This is a genomic window from Saccharopolyspora gloriosae, from assembly GCF_022828475.1.
Classification (GTDB): Bacteria; Actinomycetota; Actinomycetes; order Mycobacteriales; family Pseudonocardiaceae; genus Saccharopolyspora_C; species Saccharopolyspora_C gloriosae_A.
Map to the genome: position 1 here is coordinate 1,454,715 of NZ_CP059557.1, position 18,452 is coordinate 1,473,166.

Consider the following 18,452-nt stretch of genomic DNA (forward strand, 5'->3'; position numbering starts at 1 on the left):
AGGGGGCATCCACCTGGGCGAGCCGCTAGCCCGCGACGGCCTTCAGCACCGCGTCCGTGTCGGTGAGGTCCGGGAGCACCACGTGCGCACCGGCCGCGCGCAGTTCCCGCTCGTCACTGCGGCCGGACGCCACGCCGACCGCGATCGCCCCGTGGCGCAGCGCCCCGGCCACGTCGCGCGGAGTGTCCCCGACGACGATCACGGACTCCGGGGCGAACTCCGCGTCGTGCTTGGCCGTGGCCTTCGCGACGGCCGCGCTGATCAGGTCGTGCCGGTGCAGCGACTCGGCGCCGAACCCGCCGATGTCGAAATCCACGTGCCGATGCAGGCCGAACGCGTCGAGCTTGTGGAAGGCGACCTCCGGGAGGTTGCCGGTGACGAGGCTCTGCACCACGCCGGGCACCTCGGCCAGCGCCGCCAGCGCCTGCGCGGCGCCCGGCATCGCGCTGCCGCGCAACGACAACGCGTCCCGGTCGGCGAGCACCACGGTCGTCAGCGTGCTGAACATGGCCTCCACCGTGCCGGCGGCCACATCGATGTCGTGCGCCGCGAGGACTTCGCCGGTGATCGCCAGTTCGGTCTTGCCCGCCATGTCCGGCACGTGCCGCAGCTGCACGCCCGTGACCTCGGAGAGCGTTCGGCGGTACCAGTCGACGCCGATGTTCCGGGCGTCGATCAGGGTCAGGTCCACGTCCCACAGGACCAGTCGCGCGCTCATCGTTTCATCCTGGCACGAGACCCGGCGTTCATGATCAAGATGTGAGCCATCTCGGTGCGCGCAACTACCTGCCCGGGGCACCTGGACCTGGCGACACCCTCGCAACTTCGCGCGAAATCGCCGGGAACTCCTCCAGCCGGGCTGAGATTCCGCCCGTTAGGTGAGACCTTCGCGAGCCGGAATTCCGATTGCCCGGCGACAGGGCCACCACCGCGCAGAGCACCCACCGCTAACCCTCGACGAAGCTCAACCGCACCCGGCGCACCGGGTTGTCGACGTTCGTGTCCACCAGGCACACCGACTGCCACGTGCCCAGCGCCATCCGCCCCTCCAGCACCGGAACCGTCGCGTACGGCGGCACCAGCGCGGGCAGCACGTGATCCCGGCCGTGCCCCGGTGAGCCGTGCCGATGCCGCCAGCGACCGTCCGCGGGCAGCAGCTCCCGCAGTTGCGCCAGCAGATCCTCATCGCTGCCCGCGCCGGTCTCCAGCACCGCCAGGCCCGCCGTCGCGTGCGGCACCCACACGTTGAGCAGGCCGTCCGCCGCGCCCGCAGAGCGCAGGAACCGCTCGCACTCGGCGCTCAGGTCGTAGACCACCTCGGTCGAACCGGTCCGGATCTCCACTTCCGTACTCCGCATGACGCCACCGTAGAACGCGGTTCCCTCGGTCGGCTCTGGCGCACCCGGGACGGGTTCGATGAGGATCGCGGGATGCGCAGCGCCTTCGGTCTGAAGTTCGACGTCCCGGACGGTTACCTCAACACCGCGAGCATCGGCGTTCCGCCCACCGGCACAGTCGAAGCGGTCACCTCCATCGTCACCAAGTGGGGTGCCGGCGGCACCCGGCCCACCGACTTCGACACCGACACCGGCACCGCCAGGGAACTGTTCGCCGAGCTCATCGGCGTTCCCGCCGAGCGGGTCGCCATCGGCAGCACCGTCTCGCAGCTCGTCGGCATCATCGCGGCCGATCTGCCCGACGGCGCCCGCGTGCTGGTGGCCGCCGACGAGTTCACCAGCGTCAGCTTCCCGTTCGCCGCGCAGCACGATCGCGGCATCGTCGTCGACGAGGTCGACCTCGACGCGGTGCCCGCCAACGCCCCGGACTACGACCTGGTGGCGGTGAGCGTCGTGCAGTCCGCGGACGGCCGCATCGTCGACCTCGACGCGCTCCGCGAGGCCGTCCGCGACCGGCCTGCTCGGGTGCTGTTCGACGTCACGCAGGCCGCGGGATGGCTGCCGCTGGAACTCGACTGGGCGGACTACGTCGTCGGGACCGGTTACAAGTGGCTGCTCGCCCCGCGCGGCGCCGCCTGGCTGGCCGTGCACCCCGACGCGCCGCGGGCGCGGCCGAACCACGCCAACTGGTACGCCGGGAGCGGTATCAACGACATCTACGGGTTGCCGCTGCGGCTGGCGGAGGGAACCCGGGCGCTGGATCTGTCGCCGGTGTGGCTCGCCCAGGTCGGCGCCGCGGCATCGCTGCGCGAACTCGTCGCCCTGGACCTCGCCGAAGTGCGCGAACACTGCGCGGGACTCGCCGACCGGGTGCGGGAGGAACTCGGCGTCGCGCCGAACGGCTCCGCGATCGTCGCCGTCCCCGGATCCGACGCCGTCCGCAAGCTCACCGATGCCGGCGTCGTCTGCGCCGCGAGAGCGGGCAAGGCCCGCCTGTCGTTCCACCTCTACAACACCGCCGCGGACGTGGACCTCGTGCTGCGCGCACTGCGGGGCTGAGCAGCCGGAACGTCTTCGCTGCGCACGTGCTGTTCTATGCGCGATCAGCAACCGCTACCGTTAGTGCTCGTGCCGGACCCCCAAGGTGCACCCGAAGAGATGACAGGCTCGCCGCAGAACTCGCAGCGAGCCGAGACCGCGCCATTGCAGCGTGACAACTTTCTGGTGGATCAAGAGCACCGCAGTGCGAGCCCCGCCGATTTCAGCCCGGACACCTTGGGCGGACCTGGCGAGACGACCCGTCCTGCCTTCCACCAGCCGTCGGCCCAGACGCCGCACGGCGGCCAGCCGCAAGTGCAGCAAGCGGGCGGCCAGTACGGGCAGAGCACCCCCGGCCACGGGCAGCCCCAGCAGCACCAACCGGCTGCCCAGAACCAGGTCGGCCAGAACCAGGCCGCGCAGAACCAGGGCCACCCGGCCGCGCAGGCAGGGTGGGGCGGTGCGATTCAGCAGTACGCCGCGCACCACCAGGGCCAGGCCTACGCCGCCCAGCAGCAGCCCTACGCCGCCGCCCAGCAGCAGTACCCGCAGCAGGGATACGTCCAGCAACAGCAGGGATACGCCCAGCAACACGTCCAGCAAGGCGCGCAGCAGGGATACGGCCAGCAGCAGAACCAGCAGCACGGCGCGGGCCTCAACCAGCGCGGCCATCCCTCCACCAGCAGGCAGGAACCCGTCCGGCCCGCCGCCCCCGCGTCGGCAACGGGCGGAAGCGGGCTCGGCGGCACCTCCATCACCCCGTCCGGGTGGGCGCTGCGCGGACTCGTGCTGTTCGGGGTGGCCGTGGTGTCCGGACTGCTCTGGCTGCTGATCAAGCCCGCCGACCCGGCGGACGAGGCGCAGGATTCACCCACGCCCGGACCGCAGACACAGCACCAGTTCAACCTGGAACTGCGCGAAGAAGGTCAGCAGGGCTGCGCCAACGTCTCCACCAGGAAGATCAAGGAATTCTTCGGCAGCCACCGGTGCGAGCACCTCACCCGAGCGCTGTACACCACGTCCCTGCCCGACGGGCAACGCGTGCTGACCTCGGTGGTCACCATCCGGATGGCGGATTCCGAGACGGCGGCGCAGCTCAACGAACTCGTCACCCAAGACGGCACCGGCAACGTGATGGACCTCGTGTCCGCCGGCCGCGACCTGCCCGACGACTTCCCCGGCCTCAGCAGCGACGTCGGCTACTACTCCGAGCAGCAGGACCGGCTCGTCGTCGTCGGTGAGTCCGGATACTTCTCGCAGGTCGACGACTACGAGGACCAGCGGCTCACCGAGGTCACCCGGGACGCGCTGGGACTGGGCTGGCCCCAGGACAGCGGCTGATCCCGCCGACGGCGGCCGCGCGGTGAACGCCGCGGCCGCGCACCAGCCCGGGAGAGCACGACCGCCACCGCTTCAGGGCTTGCCCGGCTGGGCCTCCGCCGCGGGGTTCTGACCGGCGGTGATGCGCCAGCGGGTGGCGCGGGTCGCCGCCGTGGTCAGCGCGGTCAGCGCGGTGCGGCGCACTCCCGGACCGGCGTCGTCCGGCTCGGTGTTCTCCAGCACCGAACGCCAGCCGATCTGGCACTCCCGCTCCACGGTGATCAGCACGCTGATCGCCGAGTTCTCGTCGGTCACCGGCTGCGGCAGCGTGTAGGCGGGCGCGGCCGCCGGGGGAGTGGCCCCCGTGGCGCGGATCAGGCGCTGCGTGTCGTCCCGATGCCCCTCGTGCACCCCGGTGGCCTCCGCGACCGCCGAGCGGACCTGGGGGCGCGACACGAACGCCGTCACCATCTCGTAGGTCCACACCGCGGCGTGCTCCGCGCGCAGCGCCGCGGCCAGCGCGGTCGCGCCCTCTTCCGGCAGTTCCTCGGTCACGCCAGCACCTCCGCCAAACTCGCGCAGCTCGCCGAGACCGAACCGGTCAGCCCGCAGCGGTAGCCCGGCAAGGTCGGGCAGATCTTCGCCGCGGACTGCTCGGCGGCCGCCAGCGCCCGCTTCAACGCGGCCTTCGCCTCATTCGCCGACGCGGGCACCTGAACGGCAGGCGCGGGATGCCTGCGCGGTTCGTCCGGCGGGTCCAGCCGGTCGATCTCCTGCTGCAACAACCGTGCGTGCTCCGTGCGGATCTCCGCGACGGCACCCGCCTCCGCGCCCAGCGCCCGATGCGTCCGCGCGACGCCCTGCGCCAGCGCGGCATCCGATCGGGCCGCGGTCGCCAAGGCCGTCAGCGGGTCCGGCACGTCCTCGCCACCGGCGCACGCGGAGCTCGCCACGGCCACGACGGGCAACGCCGCGAACAGCCGCAACACCTCGCGGCGGCCGACACGCGACGACCCTTTCGGGTGATGGGAGGGGAAGGGGGCTCGCACGCTGATCCATCCTGCCAGCCAGGCCTCGGACGGCCGCGCCGACCCGCACGGAGGCCACGCCGCGCCACGCCTGGAACCGACCAGATAAGCTGGACGACCGCGGCCCGCGCGCCCAGCGCCGGGCGTGGATTTCGTGAGTCCGGACGAAGGCGGCCCGGAAGAAGGTGCCACCCGAACCGGGCGTCGCCGGGCCGCACGACCGGTCCGGCCCGATCACCTCCGAAGTGACCCGATCATCCCCGAATCAAGGAGTGCCAACGTGTCCAGCCCGCCGCGCGATGAGGCCATCGCGCTGCTGGAGCCCGTCGTCGCCGACGCCGTGTCCGCGGCCGGTTTCGACCTTGAGGAGCTCGACGTGCAGCAGGCAGGCAGACGCCGCCTGGTGAAGGTCGTCGTGGACTCCGATGACGGGGTGGGTCTCGACGAGATCTCCGAGCTCAGCCGTGCCGTGTCGAAGGTGCTGGACGCGCACGAACACGTCCTCGCCGGGGCCTACACCCTGGAGGTGACCTCGCCCGGCACCGACCGGCCCCTGACCAAGCCCCGGCACTGGCGCCGCGCCAGGCACCGCCTGGTCAAGATCAAGCTTTCCGACGGCGGTGAACTCACCGCGCGCGTCGGGGCCGCCGACGACGAAGGCGTTCAGGTGCTCGCGGAGCAGCAGATCCGCACGCTGGCCTACCGTGACATCGAGCGCGCGGTGGTCGAGGTGGAATTCCAGCAGCCTCCGGCGCAGGACCTGGTCCTGCTCAAGCGGGCGGCCGACGGCCCGGAAGGCGACGACCGGGAAGACACGGAGGAGTCGAGGTGAACGTCGACATCGCCGCGCTGCGAGCGATCGAACGCGACAAGGACATCCCGTTCGAGACGGTCCTGGAAGCGATCGAATCAGCGCTGCTGACGGCATACCGGCACACCGAAGGGCACCAGCAGCACGCCCGGGTGGAAGTGGACCGCAAGACCGGAGTGGTGCGCGTGCTCGCGCACACCCTGGACTCCGAGGGCGCGGTCGAAGAGGAATGGGACGACACTCCCGAAGGCTTCGGGCGGATCGCGGCGACCACCGCGCGGCAGGTCATCCTGCAGCGGCTGCGCGACGCCGAGCACGAGCGCACCTTCGGGGAGTTCTCCACGAAGGAAGGCGAGATCCTCGGCGGTGTCGTGCAGCGCGACGCCAAGGCCAACTCGCGCGGCATGGTCATCGTGCAGGTCGGCGACAGCGAAGGCGTCATCCCCGCCGCCGAGCAGGTCCCCGGCGAGCGCTACGAGCACGGCTCGCGGGTCAAGTGCTACGTCGTCGGTGTCTCCCGCAGCGCCCGCGGCCCGCAGATCACGCTGTCGCGCACCCACCCCAACCTGGTGCGGCGGCTGTTCGCGCTGGAGGTCCCGGAGATCGCCGACGGCACCGTCGAGATCCCCGCCGTCGCCCGCGAGGCCGGACACCGCTCGAAGATCGCGGTGCGCTCCACCGTCGGTGGCGTCAACGCCAAGGGCGCCTGCATCGGCCCGATGGGTTCGCGGGTCCGCAACGTGATGAGCGAACTGGGCGGCGAGAAGATCGACATCATCGACTTCTCCGAGGACCCGGCGACCTTCGTCGGCAACGCGCTGTCCCCGGCGAAGGTGATCTCGGTGGAGGTCGTCGACGAGCGGGCCAAGACCGCGCGCGTCGTCGTGCCCGACTTCCAGCTGTCGCTCGCGATCGGCAAGGAAGGGCAGAACGCCCGGCTCGCCGCGCGGCTCACCGGCTGGCGCATCGACATCCGCAGCGATGCCGACCCGAGCTCGCCGACCACATCCGCCGGGCAGGCGGTCGCTCCGCCGCCCGGAATCGACCCCGGCGCCGGTGCGCCCGGGGCCGACGAACTGCCCGCGGTCGGTACCGCGGAGTGACCCCGTGGCGGCCGGCCTGCGACCGGCCGCCACCGCGGTGACGGACTCGGATACAAGTACTGGCGGCAACGGGTTAGAATCATTGGTGGCTCGACGCGAGGGAGCGAGAATCCACACACGATCGTCCGGTGACCACGGCATCAGCCGTATTCATGAACCGGTTCGGACTTGTGTCGGATGTCGTCTCCGAACGTCGGCCGCCGAGCTGCTGCGAGTGGTGGCCGAGGACGGCTCCGCGGGTTCCGCCGCCGTCCCCGATCCGCGAAGTCGGCGACCGGGCCGGGGAGCATGGTTGCACCCCGATCCCCGTTGCCTTCGGCTCGCCGAGCGACGTCGGGCGTTCCCCCGCGCACTCCGAGTGCCGGGTCCGCTGGACCTCTCGGCCGTGCAGGCACACCTGGACTCCGATCCGGACTCCGGGACGCCATCGGCGAGCGGCTCATCCCCAGACCGACACGGGAACCTCCCGTGCGGAAGCAGTTGAAGGAAGCAGGTCGACCCGTCATGAATCAGCCGTGAAGCTGAAGACATGAACGCGCATCGGCAATAGGACGAGGTCGAGCGGGACTGCCGCCCGGCCTCACCCAGATGAGGAGAGCAGTGGCAGGCAAGGCCCGCGTGCATGAGCTCGCAAAAGAGCTCGGTGTAACGAGCAAGGAAGTTCTCAACAAGCTCGCCGAGCAAGGCGAGTACGTCAAGTCCGCGTCGTCCACCGTGGAAGCTCCGGTGGCGCGCAGGCTCCGCGACGCATACCCCAAGTCCGGCAAGCCGAACGGCCGCTCCGGTGGTGCGAAGCCCGCCCCGCCGCGCAAGCCCGAAGGCCAGTCCGGTGCTGCCGGTGAAGGTGCGCCCAAGCCCGGTCCGAAGCCCGGACCGCGCCCGCAGGCCCCCGCTCCCGGTCCGAAGCCCGGCGAGCAGCAAGGCGACGACCAGCAAAGCGGCGGCCAGTCCGCCGGTGACCAGCAGGCCCCCGGTGAGCGCCCCGCCGCGCCCAAGCCCGGCCCCAAGCCGGGACCGAAGCCGGGTCCGCAGGCCCCCGCTCCGGAGACCACGCCGTTCGAGCAGGCACCCGCCGCGCAGGCAGGTCCCCAGCAGGACGCCGCGCCCCAGGGCGGCGAGCAGCGCGCCGCCGGCGCGCAGGACGGCTCGGCACCGCGTCCCGGTGGTCCGAAGCCCGGCCCGCGCCCCGGTCCGAAGCAGGACCAGAAGCAGGGCGGCGAAGGCGAGGGCACCGTCCCGCCGAAGCCGCAGGGCTCCAAGCCCAAGCCCGGCCCGCGTTCGCCGCGCGTCGGCAACAACCCGTTCGGCGTCGGCTCCGGCTCCCCGGCGCAGCAGCAGCGTCCGCCGCGGCCCGGTGGCGGTGCCGCCGGTGGCGGACAGCAGCGTCAGGGCGGTCAGGGCGGCCCTGGTCGCGGTGGTCAGGGACAGCGTCCCGACCGCGGTGGTCAGGGTGGCGCCGGAACCGCTCCGGCATCCGGAACTCCGGCCCCTCGCGGCGGCGGTGAAGGCGGCGGCAACCGCCCGAACCCGGGCATGATGCCGCCCCGGCCGAACCCCGGCATGATGCCGTCCCGCCCGACCCGCTCCGGTGGCCCCGGTGGCCCCGGCGGTGGTCGTGGTGGCGGCGGCGGCGGTCGTCCCGGTGGCCCCGGTGGCGGCGGTGGCCGTCCCGGTGGTGGCGGCGGCGGTGGCGGTCGTCCCGGTGGCGGTGGCGGCGGTTTCCGCGGTGGCGGCGGCCCCGGTGGCGGCGGCGGTGCTCCCGCCGGTGGACCCCCGGCAGGCGGCGGTTTCCGCGGTCGTCCGGGCGGCGGTGGCCGTCCCGGCGGTCCCGGTCGCGGTGGCGCGGCCGGTGCCTTCGGCCGTCCCGGTGGTCCGGCGCGTCGTGGACGCAAGTCCAAGCGGCAGAAGCGCCAGGAGTACATGGACAACATGCAGGCGCCGTCGGTGGGCGGTGTCCGGCTCCCGCGCGGTAGCGGTGAAGTCCTGCGGCTGCGCCGCGGTGCTTCGCTGACCGACTTCGCCGAGAAGATCAACGCCAACCCGGCTTCGCTGGTGCAGGCGATGTTCCACCTCGGTGAGATGGTCACCGCGACCCAGTCCGTCTCCGACGAGATCCTCGAACTGCTCGGCCAGGAGATGAACTACCGGGTCGAGATGGTCAGCCCGGAGGACGAGGACCGGGAGCTGCTGCAGTCGTTCGACATCAACTTCGGCGACCCGGACAGCTCCGACGAGCAGCTCGCGGCACGGCCGCCGGTCGTGACCGTGATGGGTCACGTCGACCACGGTAAGACGCGGCTGCTGGACACGATCCGGAAGGCCAACGTGCAGGCGGGTGAGGCCGGTGGCATCACCCAGCACATCGGTGCCTACCAGGTCGTGACCGAGCTCGAAGGCAACGAGCGGCCGATCACCTTCATCGACACCCCTGGTCACGAGGCGTTCACCGCCATGCGTGCCCGTGGTGCGAAGTCGACGGACATCGCCGTGCTGGTGATCGCCGCCGACGACGGCGTCATGCCGCAGACGGTGGAGGCGATCAACCACTCGCAGGCCGCGGGTGTGCCGATCGTGGTCGCGGTGAACAAGATCGACGTCGAGGGTGCGAACCCGGACAAGATCCGCCAGCAGCTCACCGAGTACAACCTGGTGGCCGAGGAGTACGGCGGCGACACCATGTTCGTCGAGATCTCCGCCAAGCAGGGCACCAACATCGAGGGCCTGCTGGAGGCGATCCTGCTCACCGCGGACGCTTCGCTCGACCTGCGGGCCAACCCGAACATGGAGGCCCAGGGCGTCGCGATCGAGGCGCACCTGGACCGCGGTCGCGGTCCGGTGGCCACGGTGCTCGTGCAGCGCGGTTCGCTGCGGGTCGGTGACTCGGTGGTCGCGGGCAACGCGCACGGCCGTGTCCGACGGATGATCAACGAGCACGACGAGGACGTCACGGTGGCGACACCGGCGCGTCCGGTGCAGGTCATCGGGTTCACCTCGGTGCCGGGTGCCGGCGACACGTTCCTGGTCGTCGACGAGGACCGGGTGGCGCGGCAGATCGCCGACCGCCGTGGTGCTCGGATCCGGGAGGCGCAGAACGCGGCCAAGCGCAAGCGCGTCAGCCTGGAAGACCTGGACAAGGTGCTCAAGGAGACCAACCAGCTCAACCTGATCATCAAGGGTGACAACTCCGGTACCGTCGAGGCGCTGGAGGAGTCGCTCAGCAAGATCGATGTGGGCGAAGAGGTCGAGCTCCGGGTGATCCACCGCGGCGTCGGTGGCATCAACGAGTCCGACATCAACCTGGCCACCGCGGAGAACACCATCGTCCTGGGCTTCAACGTCCGGGCCGAGGGCAAGGCGGCCGAGGTCGCCAACCGCGAAGGCGTGGAGATCCGGTACTACTCGGTGATCTACCGGGCGATCGAAGAGATCGAGCAGGCGCTCAAGGGCATGCTCAAGCCCGAGTACGAAGAGGTCGAGCTCGGCCGGGCGCAGGTCCGCGAGGTCTTCAAGTCCTCGAAGGTCGGCACGATCGCCGGTTGCATGGTCACCGACGGCATCATGCGCCGCAACGCCAAGGCCCGGTTGCTGCGCGACAGCGTGGTGGTCGCCGAGAACCTCAGCCTCAACTCGCTGAAGCGGTTCAAGGACGACGCGACCGAGGTCCGCGACGGTTTCGAATGTGGTCTGACGCTCGGGTCGTACTCCGACCTGAAGGTCGACGACATCATCGAGACCTACGAGATGCGGGAGAAGCCGCGTAGCTGATCCGCTACCGCCGGGGGTCGTCCACATGGGCGGCCCCCGGCGGTCGTGCGGGTCGGGCGACTCGGGGGATGACGCTGATGTACGTCGGTGCGCTGGAACTGGACGTGCTGCTCGGCGATGTTCATTCGCTGAAGCAGAAACGTGCCGTGGTGCGGCCGGTGGTGGCCGAACTGCGGAAGCGCTTCGAAGTGGCCGCGGCGGAAGCAGGAGATCAAGACCTGCACCGCCGGGCGCTGATCGGAGTGAGTGTGGTCTCCGGCGATGCCTCGCACGTGCGCGAGGTGCTGGAGGCGTGTGAGCGCGCGGTCGCCGCGCGCCCCGAATTGGAACTCTTGTCGGCTCGGCAGCGCATGCTGGGGCCGGAAGACTGACGGCGGTCGACGGGTTGCACCGGTGGTGCGCGGTAGCGCCGCGCCGGTGCTCCGGTCGTGGCAGGGGCCGGTCGGGCAGAGGGCCACAGCCGGGAGCCGTGCCGTGGCGGCTCGGTTCACCGGAGACACGGACCCATGTTCACGCCCGGGTCCCCGGGCGCAGGATCGACGGAGGAGGTGCGCCGTGGCCGATACGGCGCGCGCCCGCAGGCTCGCGAAGCGCATCGCGCAAATCGTGGCCTCGGGGCTGGAGTACGAGGTCAAGGACCCGCGGCTGGCGATGGTGACGATCACCGACGCGCGAGTCACCCCGGATCTGCGGGACGCCACGGTCTACTACACCGTGTTCGGCGACGACAGCGACTACGCGTCGACGGCCGCCGCCCTGTCCAGCGCGACCGGTGTGCTGCGCACCCGGGTGGGCGCGCAGACCGGGGTGCGGTTCACGCCGACGCTGACGTTCGTCGCGGACACCGTTCCCGACGATGCGCGGCGGATGGAGGAGCTCGTCGCGCGGGCCAAGGAGGCCGACGCGGAGGTGGCTCGGCTCGCTTCGGGAGCGGAGCACGCCGGGGAGGCGGACCCTTACCGTGCGGAACCGGACGACACCCATGATGACGACGAGGAAACTCCTGGTGACGAGCCTGTGACCGGCGAGGATGCCGATCTGCGGCGTCGGCCACACAGTGGTTGAACCGACCGTTCGAATGCGGTGCGTTATGGGCGGCGTCGTGGTTCCGCGGCGCGTTCGGCGTGGAGGTGAACCCTGTGAACGGGCAATCCGGGGCCGCTCGGCCCGGTGAGGGAGCAGGCACCGAGCCGCTCGCGGCGGAGGTGGCGGCGGCCGCGAAGTTGCTCTCCGGGGCCTCCGACGTCACGCTGCTCGCCCACGTCAACCCGGACGCCGACGCGCTGGGCAGCGCGTTGGCGCTGGGCCGGGCGCTGAGCAGCAGGGGAGCTCGGGTGCGGGTGTCGTTCGGGCATCCGGACACCGTTCCCCGGTCGCTGCGGGTGCTCGACACCGAGGACCTGATCGTGCCCGTGGCCGAGGTGCCCGCGGCGCCGCCGCTGTTGGTGGTGTGCGACGCGGGCAGCCTGCAGCGGCTGGGCGCCTTGTCGGGCCGGGTGCAGGCCACCGTCGACGCCGGTGGTTCGGTGCTGAACATCGATCATCACGTGGCGAATCCCCGCTTCGGCACCCATCACGTGATCGACGAGACGGCCGAAGCGACGGTGCTGCTGGTGCTGCGGCTGCTCGACGAGCTCGGCGCCCCGCTGGACCTGCCGATCGCCCGTTGCCTGTACGCGGGGCTCGTCACCGACAGCGGCAGGTTCCGCCGGGCCAAGGCGTCGACGCATCTGGTGGCGGCGCGGCTGCTGGAGGCGGGTGTCGAGCCGGACGAGTTGACCCGGTCGCTGATGGACACCCATCCGTTCGCGTGGTTGCCGATGCTGTCCGGTGTGTTGCGGGAGGCCGCGCTGGAGCCGGCGGCCGCGCAGGGGCTCGGGCTGGTGCACGCCGTGGTGCGGCTGGCGCAGGCCGAACCGGTGCGCAGCGAGGAACTCGACAGCGTGATCGACATAGTGCGGACCACGGCGGAGGCCGAGGTGGCGGTGGTGCTCAAGGAGATCGCCGCGGACCGCTGGTCGGTGTCGTTGCGCGCCGACCGGCGCGTCGACGTGGGCACGGCCGCGAACATGTGCGGTGGCGGCGGGCATCGGCTGGCTGCCGGGTTCACCGCGGACGGTTCCGCGGAGGACGTGCTCGATTCGGTGCGCGCGGCTCTGGAGAAGGCCCCGCTGCTCGACTGAGCTCCCGAAGCCCGACGCGGGTGCCTCAGGTTTTGCGGCGGGCTCGGAACGCGGCGACGTGGACCCGGTTCGCGCAACGCGGTGAGCAGAAGCGCTTCGCCTGATTCGTCGAGGTGTCCAGGAAGTACGTGGCGCAGTCCGCGGCTTGGCAGCGCCCCCACCGGCCGGTTCCGTGCGCCACGACGCCCTGCGCCAGGCCCCAGGCCGAGGCGGCGGCGACCTCCGTGGCGGGCGGGGCGTCGGGACCCGCGACGTGCACGTGCCAGTTCGACGTGTGCCCGGACAGCCGAGGCCGCGGCGGATGTCGTTCGAGCAGCTCGTTCGTGGCCGCTTGGACATGCACGGCGTCGCCTTCGATCATGGCGTCGAACGCGGCGCGCAGGCCGGCCGCGACGGTGCGCAGCACTTCCAGGTCGTGTTCGTGGACTCGTTCGGACCACCACGGTTCGTCGTGCAGCGCTGCGCGAAGACCGTCCAGGCCGGTGAGGTCGGCGTTCGCCAGGCGCAGCGCCAGCTCCGTGTAATCGGCACTGTCCATGCGAGCTCCTTACCGTTAGCCTGCGTCAGGGGTAGAAGGCCATTTCACAGCTTACTGGGAGGGTGTCGTGAGCGAGGACGCCGAGCGGGTGCCGATGCGGACGGTGCTCGGATTGGCCGTGCCCGCGCTGGGCGTGCTGGCCGCCGAGCCGCTGTACGTGCTCGTCGACACCGCCGTGATCGGGCACCTCGGCGCGGTCCCGCTGGCCGGACTCGCACTCGGCGGCACCCTGTTCACCCTGGTGTCCAGCCAGCTCACGTTCCTGTCCTACGGCACCACCGCGCGCACGGCCCGCCTGCACGGAGCGGGGCGGCGCAAGGACGCCGTCGCCGAAGGAGTGCAGGCCACCTGGCTCGGCATCGCGGTCGGTGTGCTGCTGCTGGTGCTGGCGCAGCTGTTCGCGGTGCCCATCGCCGAACTGCTCGCCGGGGAGGGGCCGATCGCGGACGCCGCGGCGCGCTGGCTGCGGGTCGCGCTGCTCGGGGCGCCGCTGGTGCTGATCACGATGGCGGGCAACGGCTGGATGCGCGGAGTGCAGGACACGCGGCGGCCGCTGTGGTTCGTGCTCGCGGGCAACGGCACCTCGGCGCTGCTGTGCCCGCTGTTCGTCTACCCGCTGGGCTGGGGGCTGGAAGGGTCCGCGGTGGCGAACCTGATCGGCCAGTCCATCTCGGCGGCGCTGTTCCTGCGGGCGCTGGCGGTGGAGCGCGCCGGGCTGCGCCCCGTCCCGGCGACAATGCGCGCCCAGCTCGGCATGGGCCGGGACCTGGTGCTGCGCACGCTGGCGTTCCAGGCGTGCTTCCTGTCGGCGACGTCGGTCGCCGCCCGCACCGGAGCGGAGGCCGCGGCCGCGCACCAGGTGGTGTGGCAGCTGTGGTCGTTCCTGGCGCTCGTGCTGGACTCGCTGGCCATCGCCGCCCAGTCGCTGGTCGGCGCGGCCCTCGGCGGTGGCGCGGCACAGCGGGCGAAGGGGCTCGCGCGGCAGATCAGTTGGTACGGGCTCGCGTTCGGAGTGCTGCTCGGGGCGGTGTTCGCCGCGTTGGCGACGGTGCTGCCGAAGGTGTTCACCAGTGACGCGGCCGTGCTGGCGCAGCTGCCGTCGGCGTGGTGGTTCTTCGTGCTGCAGCAGCCCGTGGCCGGAGTCGTGTTCGCGCTCGACGGCGTGTTCCTCGGCGCCGGAGACGCGCGCTACCTGCGGACGGCGACGATGATCAGCGCCGCGGTCGGCTACCTGCCGCTGATCTGGCTGTCGCTCGCGTTCGGCTGGGGCCTCGCCGGGATCTGGACGGGGCTGACGCTGTTCATGCTGCTGCGGTTGATCACCCTGCTGTTGCGGGCGCGGTCGGGGAAGTGGGCCGTCGTCGGTGCCGAAGTGGGCGCCAAGGCCTAGCCGTCCTTTCAGGATGACCTGCGTAGCGGGTCGGGCGGCGGAACCTCGGCGGCTTCCTCGCCGCGGGATCGATTTCTCCCGCTGCACAGCGAAATCGCTGTCCGCACGAGGAAGCCGCTGAGAACCCGCCGGTGGTCGTTCTGCTCAAGCCGGTCACTTGCTCAGCGGCTCCGCCGCTGACAGCACACGGATCAAAAGATCATTCCGCACGGACCCCTCAGCCGGTCGCGGGCCGCGCGAGCCGGTCGCGTTCGCCGCTCGTTCAGTGGTGGATCACCGGATCGACGGGCCGCCGCCACCCCGGCGGGGCGGGTCGGGGAGGATTGCCACTCGTGTCCGAGCACTCCCGAACAGCACGCAACCGTCCCGCCGTTCCGCCCGGTCTGCTCGTGGTGGACAAACCGGCTGGCATGACCTCGCACGACGTGGTGTCCCGCGTGCGCCGGATCATGGGCACCCGCAAGGTCGGGCATGCCGGAACCCTGGATCCGATGGCGACCGGGGTGCTGGTGCTCGGCCTGGAACGAGCCACGAAGCTGCTGGGGCATCTGGCGCTGGACACCAAGGCCTACCTGGCGACGATCCGCCTCGGCGCCGCCACCAGCACCGACGACGCCGAAGGCGAGCTGCGGTCGCAGACCGACCCGGCCGGGGTGACGGAGCAGGCGATCCGGGACGGCATCGCCGAGCTCACCGGGGACATCCAGCAAGTGCCGAGTTCGGTGAGCGCGGTCAAGGTCAACGGCAAGCGCGCCTACGAGCTGGCCCGCGCGGGCAAGGACGTGGAGCTGGCCGCGCGTCCGGTCACCGTCTCCCGGTTCGACCTGCTGGCCATCCGCGAGCCGGAGGCGGCCCCCGCCGAGCGGCAAGCCGAGCCGGAAGCGGGCACCGCCGAAGCCTCCCCGCAGGCCGAGGCGTCCGAGTCCGCGTCCGCCTGGCCCACTCGGATGATCGAGCTCGACGTGCTCGTCGAGTGCTCCTCCGGCACCTACGTGCGCGCGCTGGCGCGCGACCTGGGCGCCCGGCTCGGCGTCGGCGGCCACCTCGGTGAGCTGCGCCGGACCCGCGTCGGCCCGTTCGGTCTGGCCACCGCCCGCACCCTGGAACGACTCGAAGCCGAACCGGGTCTGTCGATGGACCTGGACCGCGCCATCTCCACCGCCTTCGCCCGCTACGACACCGACGCGGGCACGGTGCGCGCGCTCACCCACGGGCAGACGATCCCGGCCACCGGAGTCGCGGGCACCTGCGGCGTGTTCGGCCCGGACGGCCGCGCGGTGGCGCTGGTGCAGGACGAAGGCCGGACCGCGCGGCCCGTGCTGGTGCTGACCCCGGCGGGCTGAACGAGCTGTCCGGAGGCAGGCAGTAGGCTTGCCAGCCGTGCAGCGTTGGCGCGGTTTGGAGCAGCTCCCTGGCGGTTGGGGCCGGTGTGTCGTCACCATCGGCGTCTTCGACGGGATTCACCAGGGACACCAGCAGTTGATCGCGCACGCGGTACGGGCGGCGCGGGAACGCGACGTCCCCTGCGTGCTGATGACCTTCGACCCGCATCCGGCGGAGGTGGTGCGTCCCGGTAGCCATCCCGCGCAGCTGACCACGTTGCGGCGGCGCGCGGAGCTCGCCGAGGGGCTGGGCGTGGACGTGTTCTGCGTGCTGCCGTTCACCGCCGAGCTGTCCCGGATGCCCGCGGACGAGTTCGTGCACGAACTGCTGGTGGAGCGGCTGCACGCGGCGGTGGTCGTGGTCGGTGAGAACTTCACGTTCGGCCACCGCGCGGCGGGCGACATCTCGGTGCTGGCGGGGCTGGGGGAGCGGTTCGGTTTCGAAGTGGCCTCGGACCGGTTGGTCAGCGGCTTGACCGAACGCGCCGACGGAGCCACCGAGGCGCCGGTGACGTTCTCCTCGACCTACATCCGCTCCTGCATCGACGCCGGGGACGTGGTGGCCGCGGCCTCCGCGCTGGGCCGCTACCACCGGCTGGAGGGCATCGTGGTGCGCGGCGCCGGTCGCGGCGGCAGCGAACTCGGCTTCCCCACGGCGAACCTGTCCAGTCCCGCGTACTCGGCGGTGCCCGCCGACGGCGTGTACGCGTGCTGGTTCACCCATCGCCGCCGCGGCTCCACCGAGCCCGGCGAGACGCTGGCCGCCGCGGTGTCGGTGGGCAGCAACCCGACCTTCTCCGGTACGGAACGGACGGTCGAGGCGTTCGTGCTCGATGTGGACGCCGATTTCTACGGTGAGCACGTGGCGCTGGACTTCGTGCGCAGGCTGCGCGGCATGGAGCGCTACGACTCGGTGGACGCCTTGGTCGAGCAGATGAACCAGGACGTCGTGCACACGCGTGAGATCCTCGATGCGCGCGGTTGATCGACCCCGTGGGGGCGGGGGAATTTCGCAAACCGGTCTGGTGACACGTTGCGAGCTGGCAGTATTCAGTACCTGTCGCTACCGGGGATGTTCCGGCGGCGGCGTTCGACGGTGGCACCGGGGGAGCTGAGGTGGCGGAACACAAGAGCGTCCAGCGCAATCTGGAGCTGCAGCGCGAGTGGTACGGCGAGCCGTTGGGCGACCGGGTGCGCAGGCTCGTGGTGGCGTTCCGGATCTCGCAGGCTCAGCTCGCGGAGGTGCTGGGCATCAGCGCCCCGATGCTCAGCCAGGTGATGAGCGGTCGCCGCGCCAAGATCGGCAATCCGTCGGTGCTGGCGAGGCTGGTGATGCTGGAGCGCAAGGTGCTCGTTCCCGGGGTGGCCGCCGGGGAATCGGAGGCGATTCAGGCGGCGCTCGCCGACGTGCGCGACTCGCGGCCCTCGGTGGGGCGGGACACGCTGCCGGTGATGGGCGCCAACGGTGAGGAGGCGGCGTGGCCGGTGCTGCGAGGCACGGCCAAGCCGAGCGAACTGGAGGCCGCCGCCGCGCTGATCGACGGGCGTTATCCGGCGCTCGCGGGCTTATTGCGCCGCGCCGCCAGCGGCGAACCGGCCTGAGGCAGATCCACAGTGGATGTTCCACGGCAGGGGTCGCCGCTGGGACACTGCGCGACGTGGAGGGAACCGATGACGAGGCGCGGCTGCCGCGCCTGTTCACCGCCGTGTGGCCGCCGCGAGAGGCGGTCGAGCACCTCGCCGGAGTGCTCGACGAAGTCCGGCTGGAGCGGATCGGCTCGCAGTTGCGGGGCTTCCGCCTCATGCCGACCCGGCAGTGGCACCTGACGTTGTGCTTCCACGGTCCTGCCGACCCCGCCGACTCGGCGGCCCGGCTGGATCGGCAGGTGCCCGCGGCGGGAGCGGCTCCGCGGCTGCGGCTCGCGGGCGCAGGCATGTTCCGCGGGGTCCTGTGGGCGGGCGTCGAGTTCGCCGCCGAACCCGACGGCCGAACGCTGCGGGCGCTGGTGCGGGCCGCGGGAGGCGACGCGGACGGCTTCCGGGCGCACCTCACCCTCGCCAGGTGGAACGCGGGCGGACTGGACCGGCGAACGCTGCCGCGGCAGCTGCACGGCTACGCGGGTCCGTGGTGGAACGCGACCGAGGTCGCGCTGGTGCGCAGCGATCAAGAACCGGCGGGGCCGGTGTACCGGACGGTGCACTCGGTGGCGGTGCCACGCCGCGCAGCAGGGGACCAGGGTGTACTGGGGAGCCCCTGATATCCTGGCGGTGGATTCGGCTGTAGTCCGTGGCGGCCGTATCCGGTGTGCCTGAACCCGGTGAGACCGGCCGGTTCGAGGGGGCGGTCCGATCAGCTCGCTGGTCGGTGCGGAACCTGGGAATCGGAGCCGTCGGAGATCGGAATCCCGGCGACGGGTCCCGGTGACGTCCGGGGGCGATGAATCCGGTGCGGGCCGCCCGGTGTGCGAAGTGTGGCGATGGCCGTGAGTCGTGTCCG

The 18,452-nt window shown here is 71.7% G+C and carries 19 protein-coding genes; 14 read left to right on the top strand and 5 right to left on the bottom strand.

Annotated elements, in window-relative coordinates; genetic code table 11:
* Positions 1-25 precede the first annotated feature (25 nt).
* Together H2Q94_RS06315 and H2Q94_RS06320 are read right to left on the bottom strand one after the other, a co-directional pair.
* Positions 26-718, bottom strand: coding sequence for an HAD family hydrolase (locus tag H2Q94_RS06315; RefSeq protein WP_243793074.1), 693 nt, complete (start codon positions 716-718; stop codon positions 26-28).
* A 229-nt stretch (positions 719-947) separates the two neighbouring features.
* A complete protein-coding gene (locus H2Q94_RS06320; RefSeq protein ID WP_243793080.1) occupies positions 948-1,358 on the bottom strand; it encodes a secondary thiamine-phosphate synthase enzyme YjbQ in 411 nt (136 codons plus the stop codon).
* A gap of 72 nt (positions 1,359-1,430) precedes the next feature.
* Between H2Q94_RS06320 and H2Q94_RS06325 the strand changes: the two genes are divergently transcribed.
* Entirely contained in the window at positions 1,431-2,456 is a 1,026-nt protein-coding gene (locus H2Q94_RS06325) for an aminotransferase class V-fold PLP-dependent enzyme (protein ID WP_243793081.1), read from the top strand.
* Between the two features lie 99 nt (positions 2,457-2,555).
* Positions 2,556-3,776, top strand: a complete 1,221-nt coding sequence (locus H2Q94_RS06330; RefSeq protein ID WP_243793082.1) for a hypothetical protein — start codon at positions 2,556-2,558, stop codon at positions 3,774-3,776.
* A 72-nt stretch (positions 3,777-3,848) separates the two neighbouring features.
* On the opposite strand, the gene H2Q94_RS06335 is transcribed toward H2Q94_RS06330, so the two are convergent.
* The gene (locus H2Q94_RS06335; RefSeq protein WP_243793083.1) at positions 3,849-4,310 is read right to left on the bottom strand and encodes a DUF4439 domain-containing protein; all 462 of its coding nucleotides are present in this window, start codon (positions 4,308-4,310) and stop codon (positions 3,849-3,851) included.
* Positions 4,307-4,804 (bottom strand): hypothetical protein, encoded by a 498-nt coding sequence (locus tag H2Q94_RS06340; RefSeq protein WP_243793085.1) that lies wholly within the window; start codon positions 4,802-4,804, stop codon positions 4,307-4,309. Before H2Q94_RS06340 ends, H2Q94_RS06335 begins: the two co-directional genes overlap by 4 nt.
* A gap of 259 nt (positions 4,805-5,063) precedes the next feature.
* Between H2Q94_RS06340 and rimP the strand changes: the two genes are divergently transcribed.
* The 7 genes from rimP to H2Q94_RS06375 all read left to right on the top strand — a co-directional run bounded on the left by rimP (position 5,064) and on the right by H2Q94_RS06375 (position 12,645).
* Positions 5,064-5,615 carry a ribosome maturation factor RimP gene (rimP, locus tag H2Q94_RS06345; protein ID WP_243793087.1) on the top strand — a complete coding sequence of 184 codons (552 nt, stop codon included), beginning with the start codon at positions 5,064-5,066 and terminating at the stop codon, positions 5,613-5,615.
* Complete coding sequence (gene nusA, locus H2Q94_RS06350) at positions 5,612-6,697, top strand: transcription termination factor NusA (RefSeq protein ID WP_243793089.1); 1,086 nt, start codon at positions 5,612-5,614, stop codon at positions 6,695-6,697. Before rimP ends, nusA begins: the two co-directional genes overlap by 4 nt.
* Before the next feature lie 85 nt (positions 6,698-6,782).
* Positions 6,783-7,181, top strand: a complete 399-nt coding sequence (locus H2Q94_RS06355) for a YlxR family protein (RefSeq protein WP_258718664.1) — start codon at positions 6,783-6,785, stop codon at positions 7,179-7,181.
* 116 nt (positions 7,182-7,297) lie between these two features.
* Entirely contained in the window at positions 7,298-10,462 is a 3,165-nt protein-coding gene (infB, locus tag H2Q94_RS06360) for a translation initiation factor IF-2 (RefSeq protein WP_243793092.1), read from the top strand.
* A 77-nt stretch (positions 10,463-10,539) separates the two neighbouring features.
* On the top strand, positions 10,540-10,833 hold the full coding sequence (locus tag H2Q94_RS06365; protein WP_243795568.1) for a DUF503 domain-containing protein: 294 nt from the start codon (positions 10,540-10,542) through the stop codon (positions 10,831-10,833).
* Positions 10,834-11,017: 184 nt separating this feature from the next.
* Positions 11,018-11,527: a 30S ribosome-binding factor RbfA gene (gene rbfA, locus H2Q94_RS06370; RefSeq protein ID WP_243793095.1), complete on the top strand. Its 510-nt coding sequence runs from the start codon at positions 11,018-11,020 to the stop codon at positions 11,525-11,527.
* 140 nt (positions 11,528-11,667) lie between these two features.
* On the top strand, positions 11,668-12,645 hold the full coding sequence (locus H2Q94_RS06375) for a DHH family phosphoesterase (protein ID WP_243795569.1): 978 nt from the start codon (positions 11,668-11,670) through the stop codon (positions 12,643-12,645).
* Between the two features lie 25 nt (positions 12,646-12,670).
* Here the strand turns inward: H2Q94_RS06375 and H2Q94_RS06380 are convergent, their stop codons facing one another.
* Entirely contained in the window at positions 12,671-13,183 is a 513-nt protein-coding gene (locus H2Q94_RS06380; RefSeq protein ID WP_243793098.1) for a CGNR zinc finger domain-containing protein, read from the bottom strand.
* A gap of 94 nt (positions 13,184-13,277) precedes the next feature.
* Between H2Q94_RS06380 and H2Q94_RS06385 the strand changes: the two genes are divergently transcribed.
* The 5 genes from H2Q94_RS06385 (at position 13,278) to thpR (ending at position 18,213) form a co-directional block, all read left to right on the top strand.
* A complete protein-coding gene (locus H2Q94_RS06385; protein WP_243795570.1) occupies positions 13,278-14,573 on the top strand; it encodes an MATE family efflux transporter in 1,296 nt (431 codons plus the stop codon).
* A 410-nt stretch (positions 14,574-14,983) separates the two neighbouring features.
* Entirely contained in the window at positions 14,984-15,916 is a 933-nt protein-coding gene (gene truB, locus H2Q94_RS06390) for a tRNA pseudouridine(55) synthase TruB (protein WP_243795571.1), read from the top strand.
* Positions 15,917-15,953: 37 nt separating this feature from the next.
* A complete protein-coding gene (locus H2Q94_RS06395) occupies positions 15,954-16,940 on the top strand; it encodes a bifunctional riboflavin kinase/FAD synthetase (RefSeq protein WP_243793102.1) in 987 nt (328 codons plus the stop codon).
* A 131-nt stretch (positions 16,941-17,071) separates the two neighbouring features.
* A complete protein-coding gene (locus tag H2Q94_RS06400) occupies positions 17,072-17,557 on the top strand; it encodes a helix-turn-helix domain-containing protein (RefSeq protein WP_243793103.1) in 486 nt (161 codons plus the stop codon).
* Between the two features lie 56 nt (positions 17,558-17,613).
* A complete protein-coding gene (gene thpR, locus H2Q94_RS06405; RefSeq protein WP_243793107.1) occupies positions 17,614-18,213 on the top strand; it encodes an RNA 2',3'-cyclic phosphodiesterase in 600 nt (199 codons plus the stop codon).
* Positions 18,214-18,452: the final 239 nt, after the last annotated feature.

Excerpts from the sequence above, each read along its gene's own strand:
- H2Q94_RS06315 (WP_243793074.1), bottom strand. The coding sequence starts at position 718 with ATGAGCGCGCGACTGGTCCTGTGGGACGTGGACCTGACCCTGATCGAC.
- H2Q94_RS06380 (WP_243793098.1), bottom strand. The coding sequence starts at position 13,183 with ATGGACAGTGCCGATTACACGGAGCTGGCGCTGCGCCTGGCGAACGCC.
- H2Q94_RS06325 (WP_243793081.1), top strand. The coding sequence starts at position 1,431 with ATGCGCAGCGCCTTCGGTCTGAAGTTCGACGTCCCGGACGGTTACCTC.
- truB (WP_243795571.1), top strand. The coding sequence starts at position 14,984 with ATGACCTCGCACGACGTGGTGTCCCGCGTGCGCCGGATCATGGGCACC.
- H2Q94_RS06365 (WP_243795568.1), top strand. The coding sequence starts at position 10,540 with ATGTACGTCGGTGCGCTGGAACTGGACGTGCTGCTCGGCGATGTTCAT.
- H2Q94_RS06385 (WP_243795570.1), top strand. The coding sequence starts at position 13,278 with ATGCGGACGGTGCTCGGATTGGCCGTGCCCGCGCTGGGCGTGCTGGCC.
- H2Q94_RS06330 (WP_243793082.1), top strand. The coding sequence starts at position 2,556 with ATGACAGGCTCGCCGCAGAACTCGCAGCGAGCCGAGACCGCGCCATTG.
- H2Q94_RS06320 (WP_243793080.1), bottom strand. The coding sequence starts at position 1,358 with ATGCGGAGTACGGAAGTGGAGATCCGGACCGGTTCGACCGAGGTGGTC.